Raw genomic sequence first — 15,220 nt, 5'->3', positions numbered from 1 at the left:
CCGCGTGCCGTGCGCGCCGCGCCCCAGGCGGTGCTGCGCGTGACGGCGGCCACGCCGCTGGGCCTGCTGCGTGCGGCCTACCACCTGGGCAACCGGCATATCCCGGTGGAGGTCACGCCCACGCACCTGCACCTGGAAAACGACCCCGTGCTGCACGACATGCTGCTGCGCCTGGGCGCGCAGGTGGCCCTGGTGGATGCGCCCTTCGAGCCCGAGGCCGGCGCCTATGGCGGCGGCCACCGCCACGGCCATGACGCCAGCTTTGCCGAAGACCAGGCGCTGGCGCAGAGCGTGTATGCGCTGCATGACCATGGGCACGCACACGGCCATTCCCACGACCATTCACACGATCATTCCCACGGGCATGAACATGGCCACGACCACAGCCATGACCATGACCACAAAGGCTGCTGCGGACACGGACACGGACACGGGCACAGCCACGACCATCCGCATGGCTGACCTGTCGATACAGGGGCTGTGCGCCCTGCTGCACCTGGCATCGCCCCAGCTGCCCGTGGGCGGCTTCAGCTATTCGCAGGGGCTGGAGGCCGCCATCGAGCACGGCCTGGTCACGGATGCCGGCACGGCGCGCACCTGGATTGCCGATGCGCTGGCCCACGGCTTTGCACGCTGCGAGGCGCCGCTGTGGCTGCTGCTGCGCCGGGCCTGGAGCGAAGGCGACGCAGGGGCAGTGCACGAATGGAACCAATGGTTCATTGCCAGCCGCGACAGCCGCGAGGCCCGTGCCGAGACCCTGCAGATGGGCTGGTCGCTGCACAGCCTGCTGCGCTCCGTGCCCTGGGGCGGCGAGGCCTTTGCGCCCCGCATCGCACAACTGGGCGCCCTTGTGGACACCCCTGGCCTGGCCTATCCCACGGCCTTTGCCTGTGCCTGCGCCGCCGTGGATGCCGACGAGGACCATGCCCTGCTGGCCTATGGCTTTGCCTGGCTGGAGAACCAGGTGGCCGCTGCCATCAAGGCCGTGCCACTGGGCCAGGTGGCGGGCCAGAGCCTGCTGCTGGCCCTGCATCCGCTGCTGGAGCAGGCCGTGGGCGAGGCACGCCGCCGCGCCAGCGATACGCCGCCCCGGCTGGACACCATGCTGCCCCAATGGAGCGTGCTGCAGGCACGGCACGAACACCAGTACTCCCGGCTCTTCCGGTCCTGATCACTCACCCCAAGTCCACCATGAACACCCGCACCAAGAAACTCCCCCCGCTGCGCGTCGGCATCGGCGGCCCGGTCGGCTCCGGCAAGACCACGCTGCTGGAGATGCTGTGCAAGGCCATGCGCGCCCACTACGACCTGGTGGTCATCACCAACGACATCTACACCAAGGAAGACCAGCGCCTGCTGACGGTGGCCGAGGCCCTGCCGCCCGAACGCATCATGGGCGTGGAGACCGGCGGCTGCCCGCACACGGCCATCCGCGAGGACGCCTCCATCAACCTCGAGGCCGTGGACCGCATGCTGCGCCAGTTCCCCGAGGCGGACATCGTCTTCATCGAAAGCGGCGGCGACAACCTGGCCGCCACCTTCAGCCCCGAGCTGTCGGACCTGACCATCTACGTGATCGACGTGGCCGGCGGCGAGAAGATTCCGCGCAAGGGCGGCCCCGGCATCACCAAGAGCGATCTGCTGGTGGTCAACAAGACCGACCTGGCGCCCTACGTGGGCGCCAACCTGTCCATCATGGAAGCCGACACGCAGCGCATGCGCGCCCACAAGCCCTATGTGATGGGCAGCGTGAAAAGCGGCAAGGGCCTGCGCGAGGTGATCGACTTCATCACCGAGCGCGGCCTGCTGCCGCCCATGCCCGCTCAGGCCTGAAGTCGGCCGCGCATAACCTTCAGCGCTGCGGCGTGCCGCTGGTGGCCTTGGCCTTGGGCAGGGTGGCCGCGCTGCTGGAGGACACCAGCGGGTGGCCGGTGGAGGTGGCGGCGCCATCGGTCTGGCGCCAGGCCGAGGGCTTGGGCGCCACCATGGGCTGGGGCGCGGCGGCAGGCGCCCGGCTGCGGTTCCAGGCCGGCAGCAGCACGCGGCGCACAAAACCCATGTCCAGCGCCAGCCACAGCAGCACCGGGCACAGCGTGGGCACCATCAGCCCGCCCATCTGGTAAGCGTAGACGATGGCCTCCAGCTGCCATGTCTGTATGCCCAGCACGTTGAGGTCAAGCCGCGCCGCAAGGCACAGCTGCATCAGCACCTGCGAGACCACGCTGAAGGTCTGCAAGGGCAGCAGCGCCACATAGCCCACCAGGATGCGCCACCACCGGCCCGGCCCCCAGGCCGCCAGCAGCATGGCCACCAGCACGGGCAGGCCGTAGCCGTAGCGAGCGGGATCGACCTCGACGATGGCCTCGGCGCGGCGCCAGCCGGTCTGCTCGTTGGAGACCTGGACCGAGGAATTGACGACCAGGTTGCGGGGCGTCTCCAGGTCCACGCGCTGCACCCAGCCGTTGGCGGCGTTCTCCAGCACCCACTTGCTCATGCCGGACACCGGCACGGCCAGCCAGCCGGCCGCCAGCGTCCAGGCCAGGGTCAGCACCACGATGCCGCCCATGGCCAGGGCCGCGAAGCGCGAGATGGGATTGCGTCCAATCATGGCCTGCTCCTCAGGCGGCCACGGCGGCGGAAGCTGCAGCGGCAGGCGGCAGCGGCGGCTGGCCGCCGTCATCCTGCGACGGCGCCTTGCGCCCGCTCCAGCGCACCCACAGCAGCCAGAACACCAGCACGTCCAGCATGATCAGCGCCTGCCAGAGGTACTCATGCGCGAAGTTGAAGGCCGTGGTGCTCCACTGGCCCAGGTAGAACAGGCTGATGACGCGCAGCACGTTGATGGCCTGCACGGCCACGAAGCCGGCCAGCAGGCCCACCAGCTTCTGGCGCCATGACGAGGGGAAGGCCATCACGGCGGCAAACAGCACGATGTAGGCCTCCAGGCCGTTGCAGCCGGCCTCGATGGAGACGCCGAAGCCCGTGGCCGTGTTCCACAGCACCTTGCCCGTGGCCGAGGCCGTGCTGTCGAACCAGGTCACCAGCGAGGCGCAGATGTGCGCAAGGAAGGCCGTCCAGGGCAGCACGATGTGCTGCTGCACCCAACTGAGCAGGTTCAGCCCGAACATCGTCAGCTGGATGGCCAGAAAGATCAGAAAGAAACGCAGCATGGCAGGTCTTGGAGTGTTGGTTGCCGGGCTTGCGACCTGGCGGTTGCGAAACAGTGTCCCTCTATAGGCTCGCATTATCTTCGGACCGCTCAAAGACGACAAAGGCCGGTGCGTGAATCACGCCACCGGCCCTTGTCGTCACGGGCGCATCACCGACGCTCGCGCCTGCGCATGGTCCCCAGTGCCATCAGCGCCAGCAGGGACGACATCAGCATCAGGCCCCACTGCGACAGCGTGGGAATGCTGGCCGTGCCGCCCGGCCCCGGCTTGAGCGGCGTGGTGGTCGTGCTCTTGTCGTTGTCGGGATTGCCGTCACCGGGCACCGAGACCGTTGCCGAGTTGACCAGCGGGCGGGCGCCCTTGTAGGGCTTGTCCAGCTTGGTCTCCAGCGTGAAGACGGCCGTGCCGCCCTGGGCCAGCTGCGGCACGCTGCAGGTCACGGTGCGCGTGCCGCTGGCATAGCTGCAGCCTGCCGAGGCCGAGACGAACTCCAGCCCGGCGGGCAGCACGTCGGTCACCGAGCCGCCCGCGGGCGACTGCGGATCGCGGCCGTAGTTGGTGACGGTCAGCGTGTAGCTGGCCGTGTCGCCATCGTCCAGCGGGCCGGCGGGGCCCTGCTTGCCGATCCCCAGGTCCACGGCATTGCCCTGGCGGCTGGTGGAGGTCCGGTCGGTGGTGGTGTTGTTGACGATCACATCGCCGCCATTGCTCAGCCATTCCGTCTCGAAGGGCTTGACCGAGGCCTCGTGGTAGATGGTGCCGCCCGAAGCCTTGTCGGGCAGGGTCTGTGCACGCATCTTGAACTTGATGGTCATGCTCTGGCCCGGCGCCAGCGAGGGGATGGTGCACTGCAGAGGCCCGCTGGTCGCGTTCAGCGCCGGCTGCACGCCGCACCAGGATGCGGAGGCGCCGGGAATGCCGGCCAGCGCCAGGCCGTTCTGGTAGCTGAAGGTGGCCGTGGAGCCCGATGCGGGGAACTTGTCGGTCACGACCACCTGGGTGGCGTAGGAGGGGCCGGAGTTGGTCACCGTGATGGTGTATTCGGTGTCCTCACCCAGCACCAGGCCGTCCGCCGTGTGGCGCATGCTGATGTTCACATCCAGCTCGGCACGCTTGAGCCGGGCCTTGGCCTCGGCCTGGTTGTTGGCCTTGGTCAGTTCCTCGGTGGCGGTGTCCACGGCGACCGTGTTGAGGATCTCCGTGTCGGCCGCCAGATCGCCGCGCGAGCGCATCTTGTAGGTCACGGTGTACTGCGCGCCTGTGGGCAGCGGATTGGCCCAGGCGCACTCCAGCGTTCCGCCCTGCACGCCATCGGTGGCAGCCGGAGTGCAGGTGCCGCCGCCGGAGACCGTGGGCGTGCCGATGAAGATGGCGTCTGCAGGCAGCACGTCCTTGAGCGTGACATTGGCGGCCGACGAGGGGCCGTAGTTGGGCACCGTGACCGTATAGGTCAGCGGCTCTCCCGCAGCCGCCACCTTGGGCGAGACCTGCTTTTGCGCTGCGATTTCCGCGATGGCCTGCACGGTGATGCTGGCCGTCGAGGAATCGTTGCCGGGATCGGCGTCATGGATGTCCAGAGACTGGGCCGAGGCCGCGTTGGCATAGGTGCCGGTGGTGGCGCGCTTGGGGCGGATCTTGACCTCGATCACCACCTCGGCCTCCGGGGCCATGGAGGTGATGTCGCAGGTCAGATCGCGCGTCTCGCTGTTGACGCCGCCCGAAGGAGTGCCGCAGCTGGCGTTGGCGCCGGAGACGATGCGGCTGGAGACAAAGCCGCCGCCCGGGTAGGTGTACGGCACGGGATTGCCGGCCTCGTCCACCGGGTTGCCGCCCACGATGCGCACGCCGTCGGTCTGCTTGACCAGGGACTGCAGCGCGTCGCGCACGCGGACATTCGTCACCGTCGTGCTGGCCGAGTGGTTCTTCACCACCAGCTGGTAGGTGACCTCCGCACCGCTCTTGATGGCAGCCGGCGGCACGGGGCTGACCACGCTCTTGACGATGCCCACATCCACCTTGTCGGCAGACACGGTGACGGTCGCGGAGGTGGTGGCCGATGCATTGTCCCGGCCGATCACGCCAGCGGAGGCGTTGTTGGTGAAGTCCAGATGGCCCGAAGCCAGCGTGACCTTGGCCCTGACCTTGATCTGGCGGCTGGCGCCCACGGCCAGGCCCGCGGTCGAGGTGCAGCTCGGGGTGGTGCAGGTCCATTCCCCCGCGCCGGTGCCCGCACCGGACATGCTGACGATGGCCATGCGGCCGTCTGCGGGATTGTCGGTCACGGTGATCTGCTGATTCGGCAGCACGGGCATGGGGCCGGTGTTGGTCACCGTGATCGTGTACTCGAACTCCTGGCCTGCCAGCACCGGGCGGCCAGGGCCGGCCTTGGCCAGCCTCAGCCGCGCATCGTTGCTGAAGTCCACGGCCGCGCTGGCCGTGTTGTTGGTCGTATTGGGCTCGTTGAGGCCGGGTGCCACACCGATCACGCCCTGGTTCACCAGCTGCGTGCCGGGTGCACCGCCCGCAGCCACGACGGCCTTGAAGCGGATGGCCTGCATGTTGGCGTAGCCGGCCACCGGGTACTCGCCCGCATGGGTGCAGGTGACGGTGCCGCTGTTGTGGCCGCAGAGCCAGGGCGCCGTGCTGCCGTCGAAGCCCGTGAAGGTCACGCCGGCCGGCAGGGTGTCGGTGACGGTGAGATCGCGCGGCACGAGGGAGCCGCCTTCGCGGCGCGGCTGCAGCGTATAGGTGACCTCGGTCGCCTGCAGCGCATCCAGCACCGTGGGCGCCACCTGCTTGCGCAGCGAGACATCCACGAACTCGCTGCCGCTGGAGACCACGGCGGCGCTGGCGGTGTTGTTGCCGGACTGGCCGTCGGGCATCTCCGTGCTGGCGTCCTTGTAGCCCTTGACGCTGGCAGCGCCGGCAATGGTGCCGCTCATGTTGGCGATGGCCGGCACGGTGATGGCTGGCAGCACGGCGCCTGGCAGCACCGGGCCGCCGCGCGTGCAGTTGAGCTCGCCCGAGGCCGGCGTGCAGCTCCAGCCGCTGCCTGAGGGCACGCCCGTGACCACGGCGCCGTTGGGCACGGGGAAACGCACCACGGTACGGCCACCGGCGGGGACCTCGGACGGGCCCTTGTTCTGCACGTCGATGACGTACTGGAAGGCGCCGCCGTTGGCGACGCTGGCGGGAGCCGCCATCGCGATGGCCAGATCGGCGGCCTCGGTGGTGGTGAAGTTGCGGTCCAGCTGCGTGTTGTTCTGGTCGTTGTCGTAGTCGGGCGAGGCCATGCGCGCGCTGGCCACGGCGCGCCAGTTGGTGCCGACGGTCGGCAGGATGACCTCGAAGCCCACGGACTTGAAGCCATCGGCGGGCGCCAGGTTGCCGATGTTGCAGACCAGCGTGTTGTTGCCTGCGGTGAGCACCGTGCCGGCAGCCGGTGCCGTGCAGGTGATGCCGCCCGGGCTGCTGCTGTAGCCCTGGAACACGGCGCCCACGGGCAGCACCTCGGTCAGGGTGACGCCTACGGCGTCGGGACCGATGTTGTTGTGCCTGACCTTGGCCACATAGGTGAAGGTGCCGCCGGCAGGCCCTGCCGATGCGTCCTGTCCGTCATAGAGACCATCCTGGTTGACCAGGATGTCGGTGTCGGCCGGCGCCGCCACGGCAGCCGCTGTTGCCAGCAAGCCGCCGGACAGCAGCGCACGCGCCAGCCAGCCCTTTCTCGTGAAAGCCATACAAACCTCTCTTTTGCTTCGTTGACAGCGCCGAATGCCGCAGGCACGGACGCACGGGGTGCCCGGCTGGAACAGCTCTGTCAAAAAGCCGACAACCGGACGCACCAAAGGGAGGCATGATGGTTCTTTATTACTAAAAGTAAATATGATATGGAATTTTTGACAAAAGTGAGTATTTAGAAGAATTTGTGAGTTTTTCGTGAGTCCACCGACGACTACCGGTTTTCCTCACGGATTGCAGACGTGAAAAAGCCGGTGGCAGCTTGGCTGGCACCGGCTTGGAAGGCTTGTCTGCCGTGCGCTGGCACGACAGTGAGCAGGCACTGAGGCCTATGGAATGCGCCTGGGCGATCCTTGTGAGGAACTCACGCGAGAAGAGCGTTCACGCGCTTGACGTAGGCGGCCGGGTCCTCGGGCATGCCGCCTTCGGCCAGCACGGCCTGGTCGAAAAGGATGTTGGCCAGGTCATGGAAATGCACCGATCCGTCCAGCTTCTTGACCAGCGGATGCTCGGGGTTGACCTCCAGCACGGGGCGGGCGTCCGGCGCCTGCTGGCCGGCCTGCTTGAGCAGGCGCGCCAGCTGCAGGCTCATGCCGCCGTCCTGCACCACCAGGCAGGCCGGCGAGTCGACCAGGCGCGTGGTCACGCGCACGTCCTCGGCCTTGTCCTTGAGCGCCTCCTTGAGCTTGGCCAGCAGGGGCTTGAAGGCTTCGGCCGCTTCCTCGGCGGCCTTCTTTTCCTCTTCGTCCTGCAGCTTGCCCAGGTCCACGGCGCCCTTGGCCACGGACTGCAGCGGCGTGCCGTCGAAGTCGGTCAGGTAGCCCATGGCCCATTCGTCCACGCGGTCGGCCATCAGCAGCACTTCGATGCCCTTCTTGCGGAAGACTTCGAGCTGCGGGCTGTTGCGCGCTGCCGTCAGGGAGTCGGCCGTGATGTAGTAGATCGCGTCCTGGCCTTCCTTCATGCGGGCCTTGTAGTCGGCCAGCGAGACCATGGCGTCTTCCTGGCTGGTGGAGGCAAAGCGCAGCAGCTTGGCGATGCGTTCCTTGTTGGCGAAGTCCTCGCCCAGGCCTTCCTTGAGCACGGCGCCGAACTCGGCGTAGAACTGGCTGTACTTGCCTTCCTTGGCCTTGTCCTCTTCGCTGACCACGTCGGTGACGCCGTCCGTGCCTTCGCCGGCCTCGTGGCGATCGTGCTTGGCCAGGTCTTCCAGCATGGACAGCACGCGCTTGGTGGAGCCGTCGCGGATCAGGCGCACGTCGCGGCTTTCCTGCAGCAGCTCGCGGCTGACGTTCAGCGGCAGGTCGGCCGAGTCGATCACGCCCTTGACGAAGCGCAGGTAGCCGGGCATCAGCGCCTCGGCGTCATCCATGATGAAGACGCGCTTGACGTAGAGCTTGACGCCGGCCTTCTTGTCGCGGTTGTAGAGATCGAACGGTGCCTTGGCCGGAATGAACAGCAGCTGCGTGTACTCGGTGTTGCCCTCCACGCGGTTGTGGCTCCAGGTCAGCGGGTTCTCGAAGTCGTGGCTGATGGCCTTGTAGAAGTCCTGGTACTGCTCGGCCGTGATGTCCTTCTTGGGACGCGTCCACAGCGCGCTGGCCTTGTTGATGGTCTCCCACTCGCCGGTCTTGACCATGGCGCCGGGCTGGTCGTTCTCGCCGTCCTTCCATTCCTCCTTTTCCATGAGGATGGGCAGGCTGATGTGGTCGGAGTACTTGCCGATGACCTGCTTGATCTTCCAGGCATTGAGGAACTCCTCGGCCTCGGGGCGCAGGTGCAGCGTGATGCTGGTGCCGCGCTGGGGGCGCTCGATCTGCTCGACCTCGAACTCGCCCGTGCCGCCGCTGGTCCAGCGCACGCCTTCGGCGGCCGGCAGGCCCGCGCGGCGTGTTTCCACGGTGATCTTGTCGGCCACGATGTAGCCCGAGTAAAAGCCCACGCCGAACTGGCCGATCAGTTGCGAGTCCGACTTCTGGTCGCCCGACAGCTTTTCCATGAAGGCCTTGGTGCCGCTCTTGGCGATGGTGCCCAGGTTGTCGATGGCTTCCTGCTCGCTCATGCCGATGCCGGTGTCGGCAATGGTCAGCGTCTTGGCGGCGGCGTCGAAGGACACGCGCACTTCCAGGTTGGGCTGGTCTTCATACAGCGCGGCGTTGTTCAGCGCCTCGAAGCGCAGCTTGTCGCAGGCGTCCGATGCGTTGGAGACCAGCTCGCGCAAGAAGATCTCGGGGTTGGAATACAGCGAATGCGTGACCAGGTGCAGCAGCTGTGCAACTTCGGCCTGAAAAGAATGGGTTTGCTTGCTCATGCAGACAGTGTCCTATGTCCTATGGGTTCACAACAGGGAAAAAATCAGCCCTCATCTCGGGTCGGCGGATGCAATTTCAAGAGCCCGCCGCCCCTGTGGCGACGCAGGCTGTGGACGATTGTTCACTTTCTTGCCCTCTCGGCAGGCCAGGCGCAGCGCTATAACTGCGCCACTTTCCTCCATTCGGCGGGCAGTGCGCGCAGGGCCCGGGCGCAGCGGCGGGCCTGTTTCAGGAGATTTCCCATGCACAGCTCTGTTCAAAAATGGTCCGCAGAATTCCTCGGAACCCTGTGGCTGACCCTGGGCGGCTGCGGTGCGGCCGTGCTGGCCGCCGCCTTCCCGCAGGTGGGCATCGGCCTGGTCGGCGTCTCGCTGGCCTTCGGCCTGACGGTGGTCACCGGCGCCTATGCCTTCGGTCCCATCTCGGGCGGGCACTTCAACCCTGCCGTCTCCGTGGGCCTGGCCATGGGCGGGCGCTTTGCCTGGAGCGAGCTGCCGGGCTACGTCGTGTCCCAGGTGCTGGGCGCCATCACGGGCGCAGGCATTCTCTACGTGATCGCCACGGGCAAGGCCGGTGCCGACATCGGCGGCTTTGCCACCAACGGCTTCGGCACGCATTCGCCGGGCGGCTACGGCATGACGGCTGCCCTGGTCACCGAGGTGGTGATGACGGCCTTCTTCATCCTGGTCATCCTGGGCGCCACGGCCAAGCGCGCGGCAGCCGGCTTTGGCGGGCTGGCCATCGGCCTGTGCCTGACGCTGATCCACCTGATCTCGATTCCCGTGACCAACACCTCGGTCAATCCCGCGCGCAGCACGGGCCCGGCCCTGTTCGGTCCCGAGATCGCCGTCTCGCAACTGTGGCTGTTCTGGGTGGCCCCCATCGTGGGCGCGCTGATCGGCGCCGTGATCTACAAGGCCCTGCTGTCCAATCCGGCCGACGAGTAAGGCCAGGCACGGGCGCAGCAGGCGCCCCGCAGCAAACCACGGCGGCTGGCGACAGCCGCTTTTTTTCGTCCGGCAGCAGCCGCGTTTTCATTGGACCTTTGGTGAAACACGGTTTTCGTTTGTTGCATGGCGGCAACGCGAAGGACTTTTACCCAGGGCAAACAGGCCAACTTTACGAAGCAGAAACCGAACACTAGTGATTCGCAATAACAATCCGCGGGCTTTCATCGGAGTGAACATGAGCAAAATCCAACAAATCCTCCCCCCCGCGAACCTCACCCAGCTGGCCCTTGCCGCTGCCCTGTGCCTTGCTGGCACCCCGGCCTTTGCGCAGGCCAGCACCACGCTGGGCACCGTGAACGTGACGTCTTCGACCGAAGCGCCCGTGAAGACCGACAACGCCTCCTCGGCCAAGTTCACGGCCCCGCTGGTGGACACGCCCAAGACGGTGCAGGTCATCAACGAGGAAATCATCAAGCAGACCGGCGCGACCAGCCTGCAGGAAGCCCTGCGGTCCACGCCCGGCATCACCTTCGGCAACGGCGAAGGCGGCAACCCCTCGGGTGACCAGCCCTTCATCCGCGGCATGGATGCCCAGGCCAGCACCTTCGTGGACGGCATGCGCGACATTGCGGCCGGTACGCGCGAAGTGTTCAACCTGGAATCGGTGGAGGTCATCAAGGGTGCCGATTCGGCCTATGCAGGACGTGGCGGCGCTGGCGGCTCCATCAACCTGGTGACCAAGAAGGCCAGGAACGAGAACTTCATCAGCGGCGACGTGGGCCTGGGCACGGACAGCTACCGGCGCGCCACCATCGACGCCAACCGCGTGCTGGGCGAAGGCGTGGGCCTGCGCCTGAACGCCATGGTGCACGACGCCGACGTTCCCGGCCGCAGCGGCCCCGAGAACAAGCGCTGGGGCATCGCCCCCACGGTGACCTTCGGCATGGGCACGCCCACCGAGGTCTCGCTGTCCTGGCAGCACCTGCAGACCGACAACATTCCCGATGGCGGCGTGCCCTACCTGTACACCAGCACGGCTGCGGCCGGCCTGCGCGGCGGCAGCGTGGTGCGTCCCACCTACGGCAACAACCGCGACAACTGGTACGGCCTGACCAGCCGCGACTACGAAAAGGAAAAGAGCGACCTTTTCACGGCCACCGTGGAGCACAAGTTCACCGACACCCAGAAGTTCCGCAACAGCCTGCGCTACAGCAAGACCGAACAGGACTACCTGTGGACCCAGCCCGACGACAGCAAGGGCAATGTCGTCAACGGCTATGTGTTCCGCCGTGGCAATGCACGCGTGGCCGACATCAAGACACTGCAGAACCTCTCGGAATTCACGGGCAAGGCCCAGACCGGCAGCGTGGGCCACAGCTACTCGTTCGGCCTGGAACTGTCCAAGGAAAAGGCAGAATCCCGCACGGCTGCCGTACAGACCACCAACACCACCTGCACGGCTGCCAGCCTGTGGTGCGCCTCGCTGAACAACCCCGACAGCAGCCCGCTGTGGAACCTGCCCGTGACCCTGGGAGACCCCAGCCACAACAAGATCGACACCGTGGCGCTGTACGGCTTCGACACGCTCAAGTTCAACGACCGGTGGCTGCTCAACGCCGGCCTGCGCATGGACCACTACAAGCTCAGCGCCTCCGGCCCCGCCGGCCGCAACACGCCGGCCTATGACCTGAGCCGTTCGGACACGCTTTTCAACTACCAGCTGGGCCTGGTCTACAAGCCGGCCACCAACGGCAGCATCTACGCCAGCCTCGGCACCTCCTCGCGCCCCGGCGGCTCCATGCTGGGCAACGGCAACGAGGACCTGGGCATCTCCACCGACCAGCTGGCCAACCTGGCGCCCGAGAAGACCCGCTCGCTCGAGCTGGGCACCAAGTGGGACCTGATGGAAAAGCGCCTGGCGCTCACCGCCGCGCTGTTCCGCAACGACGTGACCAATGCGCGCATCACCGAAAACGGCGTCACCTACATGGGCGGCAACAAGGTGGTCAACGGCGTGGAGCTGGGCTTCACGGGCAGCGTGCTGCCGGGCCTGAGCGTCTTCGGCGGCTACACCTACATGGACAGCGAGCAGAAGAACGCAGGCGCGGGCAGCGTGGCCAATGGCCAGCCCTTCCCCAACACGCCCAAGCACAGCTTCAGCCTGTGGACCAGCTACAAGCCCATGGCCAAGCTGACCGTGGGCCTGGGCATCTACGCCCAGAGCAGCGTGAACCAGAGCTACATCCTGTCCACGGTGGATGGCGGCATCGTCACCAAGGGCGCCAGCGGCTATGCGCGCTACGACGCCATGGTGGCCTACCAGATCGACCGCAACCTGACCGTGCAGCTGAACCTGTACAACCTGGGCGACAAGGTCTACTACAGCGGCGTGCGTTCGCCCCACTACGCGACCATGGCGGCAGGCCGCTCGGCCGTGGCCTCGCTCAAGTGGACGTACTGATCTGCTGATCGCCCCGGGCGAACGCGCAGCGGCTTGACGCTGCGCAGATCACCGCAAAGCCCCGCAGGCCATCGCCGCCTGCGGGGCTTTTTTGCAGGACACTCATTGATTCCGCCCCTGAGGACCGCCTGCCATGATGCTCCGCATACCCGCCCTGCTCAGCCCCGACGAAGTGCGCCAGTGCCGCCAGGCGCTGGAGCAGGCCCCGTGGCAGGACGGCCGCGCCACGGCCGGCCCCCTGGCGGCCCAGGTCAAGGCCAACCTGCAGCTGCCGCTGGACAGCCAGGCCGGCCAGGCGATAGGCAACCTCATCCTCGACAGGCTGGGGGCCAGCGCGCTGTTCATGTCGGCCACGCTGCCGCTGAAGGTGCTGCCGCCGCGCTTCAACCGCTACGAAGGCGGCGGCACCTACGGCAACCACATAGACAACGCCATCTTCACCATCCCCGGCACGGCCATCAAGGTGCGCAGCGATGTCTCCACCACCGTATTCCTCAGCGAGCCCGACGAATACGAAGGCGGCGAACTGGTCGTGGAAGACACCTTCGGCCACCAGAGCGTGAAGCTGGCCGCAGGCGACGCCATCGTCTACCCCGGCACCAGCCTGCACCGCGTCAACCCCGTCACGCGCGGCACGCGCTACGCCAGCTTCTTCTGGACCCACAGCCTCGTGGCCTCGGACGAGAAGCGCCGCATCCTGTTCGACCTGGACCAGCAGATCCAGCAACTGACGCTGCGCCACCCGGGCGACCCCGCGCTTTCCGCGCTGTCCGGCACGTACCACAACCTGTTGCGGATGTGGTCGCAGGCCTGACGACAGAGCGTCCTCAGAACCGGTACTTGAGGTTGAGCGTCACATTGCGCGTGGCCGCGTAGTAGCCCGTGTAGAACGTGGTGTCCAGGCCTTGCAGGTAGCGCTTGTCGAAGAGGTTGTTGAGGTTCAGCGTGGCCGACCACTGCCTGTCGAACTCGTAGCGCGCCATCAGATTCACCACGGCATAGGCCTTTTGCTCGGCCGTGACGGCCTTGCCCAGTTGCCAGGGCGTGGCCGTGAAATGGATGCGGTCCTGCCAGTTCACGCCACCGCCCAGGGTCAGGCCGCGCAATACGCCGCCAAAGCGGTAGCTGGTCCACAGCTTCGCCATCTGGCGCGGGAACACCGTGCGTATGCGCTGGCCTGCGGCATCCTCGGTGCTGTTGTAGTTGTAGCTGGCACCGACCTGCCAGCCCCGCGCAATCTCGCCATTGATCTCGAAGTCCACGCCCTGGGTCCTGGCGCCCTTGACGGCACGGTAGGCGGCCACGGCCGGCAAGGTGCCCGGCACGGTCTGGCCCGCATCGACCTCGGCCAGGTTGTCCTGGCGCACCCAGTACAGCGCGGCCGAGCTGGCCAGCCGCCCACCCAGGAATTCGCTCTTGATGCCCAGCTCGTAGTTGTCGCCTTCGCGGGGATCGAGCACGGCGCCGTTGCGGTCGCGCTGGCTTTGCGGCTTGAAGATGCTGGTGTAGCTGGCGTAGAGGGAGTGGTTGTCGTTCAGGTCATAGACGATGCCGCCGTAGGGTGTGAAGGCCGCGTTCTCCCGCATGCCGACCACGCTGCTGCGCGGCGCCAGCGCGGCCGAGGTGTAGAGCGTGGACAGCGCGTAGCGGTAATTGCTCAGGCGGGCACCCACGATCACCGACAGGTCGTCGCGCGGCTTCAGACGCAGCACGCCATAGGCGCCGTACTGCTTTTGCCAGGTGTCGTAGTCCATGAGCTTGTCTGCGGCAATCACGGGCAGCCCGGTCTGGTTGCCCCAGTGGTAGATATTGATTGCGCGGCCTTCTATGTCGTCATCGGCCGGTTCGTGCTGGTTGTCGTACTCGGCCCAGTTGAAGCCCAGCACCATCTCATGGCGCCGGCCCCATAGCTGCAGCGGTCCCAGCACGGAGGCATCCACGCCGGTCTGGCGCTGCCAGGCGCGGCTGTAGCCGCCGTAGAGCATCACGCCTTCGCCGGTGTCCCGTTCGGGGAAGCCCCAGCTCGCATCGGCCGACGAGCCGCTGCGCTTGCCGCGCAAATGGTTGGCCGAGAGCTTGAGCAGCCAGCCTTGCGGCAGCGGCTTTTCCAGCGTGGCGAACAGGTTGTAGGCCTCGATGCGGTTGGTGTTCCAGCGGGCGCCGGCATTGGTGTGCGGCCCGAAATCAGTGGGCGATCCGTCGCTGTGGAACAGCGGCAGGCCGCTGCCCGAGCTGCCGCGCGGATTGCTGCGCTGGTAGTGCAGGCCCGCCGTCAGCAGGGAGCCATCGGGCAGATCGACCTCGGCCACGCCGTAGAGCGTGCGCTTTTTTTCCTTGTAGAAGTCCACATGCGTGCCGCCCTGCTCCGCAGCGGCCACGAAGCGGCCGCGCACGCGGCCTTCCTGCGCCAGCGGGCCGGAGACATCGATCTCGGCACGGCGCCGGCCCCAGGAGCCCAGGCCCGTCCCCACATGGCCCTGAAAGTCGCGCGAGGGCTTCTTGCGCACCAGATTGATGGTGCCGGAAGGATCGCCCGCGCCCACCAGCAGACCTGCGGCACCGCGCAGCACCTCCACGCGGTCATAG

General features: G+C 66.9%; 11 protein-coding genes. 6 read left to right on the top strand and 5 right to left on the bottom strand.

Going from position 1 to position 15,220, the window contains the following annotated elements; translation table 11 throughout:
* From L995_RS16190 to ureG, 3 genes are all read left to right on the top strand, one after another.
* Positions 1-462 (top strand): hypothetical protein (locus tag L995_RS16190; RefSeq protein ID WP_047472626.1); only part of this gene is annotated, 462 nt, incomplete at its 5' end.
* On the top strand, positions 455-1,171 hold the full coding sequence (locus L995_RS16185; RefSeq protein WP_047472625.1) for an urease accessory protein UreF: 717 nt from the start codon (positions 455-457) through the stop codon (positions 1,169-1,171). The genes L995_RS16190 and L995_RS16185, both read left to right, overlap by 8 nt.
* 20 nt (positions 1,172-1,191) lie before the next feature.
* Complete coding sequence (gene ureG / locus L995_RS16180; RefSeq protein WP_016446573.1) at positions 1,192-1,833, top strand: urease accessory protein UreG; 642 nt, start codon at positions 1,192-1,194, stop codon at positions 1,831-1,833.
* 19 nt (positions 1,834-1,852) lie between these two features.
* Here ureG and L995_RS16175 read toward each other — a convergent pair whose 3' ends face one another.
* The 4 genes from L995_RS16175 to htpG all read right to left on the bottom strand — a co-directional run bounded on the left by L995_RS16175 (position 1,853) and on the right by htpG (position 9,222).
* A complete protein-coding gene (locus L995_RS16175; RefSeq protein ID WP_012203109.1) occupies positions 1,853-2,608 on the bottom strand; it encodes an exosortase H-associated membrane protein in 756 nt (251 codons plus the stop codon).
* 10 nt (positions 2,609-2,618) lie between these two features.
* A complete protein-coding gene (gene xrtH, locus L995_RS16170; protein WP_034390117.1) occupies positions 2,619-3,170 on the bottom strand; it encodes an exosortase H in 552 nt (183 codons plus the stop codon).
* 149 nt (positions 3,171-3,319) lie between these two features.
* The gene (locus L995_RS16165; RefSeq protein ID WP_047472624.1) at positions 3,320-6,910 is read right to left on the bottom strand and encodes an IPTL-CTERM sorting domain-containing protein; all 3,591 of its coding nucleotides are present in this window, start codon (positions 6,908-6,910) and stop codon (positions 3,320-3,322) included.
* A 365-nt stretch (positions 6,911-7,275) separates the two neighbouring features.
* Positions 7,276-9,222: a molecular chaperone HtpG gene (gene htpG, locus L995_RS16160; protein WP_047472623.1), complete on the bottom strand. Its 1,947-nt coding sequence runs from the start codon at positions 9,220-9,222 to the stop codon at positions 7,276-7,278.
* Positions 9,223-9,465: 243 nt separating this feature from the next.
* Between htpG and aqpZ the strand changes: the two genes are divergently transcribed.
* From aqpZ to L995_RS16145, 3 genes are all read left to right on the top strand, one after another.
* A complete protein-coding gene (gene aqpZ / locus L995_RS16155; protein WP_016446578.1) occupies positions 9,466-10,170 on the top strand; it encodes an aquaporin Z in 705 nt (234 codons plus the stop codon).
* Positions 10,171-10,408: 238 nt separating this feature from the next.
* Positions 10,409-12,634, top strand: coding sequence for a TonB-dependent receptor (locus L995_RS16150; RefSeq protein WP_047472622.1), 2,226 nt, complete (start codon positions 10,409-10,411; stop codon positions 12,632-12,634).
* 133 nt (positions 12,635-12,767) lie between these two features.
* Positions 12,768-13,448: a Fe2+-dependent dioxygenase gene (locus tag L995_RS16145; protein WP_047472621.1), complete on the top strand. Its 681-nt coding sequence runs from the start codon at positions 12,768-12,770 to the stop codon at positions 13,446-13,448.
* 13 nt (positions 13,449-13,461) lie between these two features.
* On the opposite strand, the gene L995_RS16140 is transcribed toward L995_RS16145, so the two are convergent.
* On the bottom strand, positions 13,462-15,220 hold a 1,759-nt coding region (locus tag L995_RS16140; protein ID WP_047472620.1), incomplete at its 5' end, for a TonB-dependent siderophore receptor.

The sequence above is a fragment of the Delftia sp. ZNC0008 genome (assembly GCF_000799035.1).
Lineage (GTDB): Bacteria > Pseudomonadota > Gammaproteobacteria > Burkholderiales > Burkholderiaceae_C > Comamonas > Comamonas tsuruhatensis.
The sequence above is the reverse complement of the archived record's forward strand: the minus strand, read 5'-3'. Positions and strand labels throughout refer to the sequence as shown.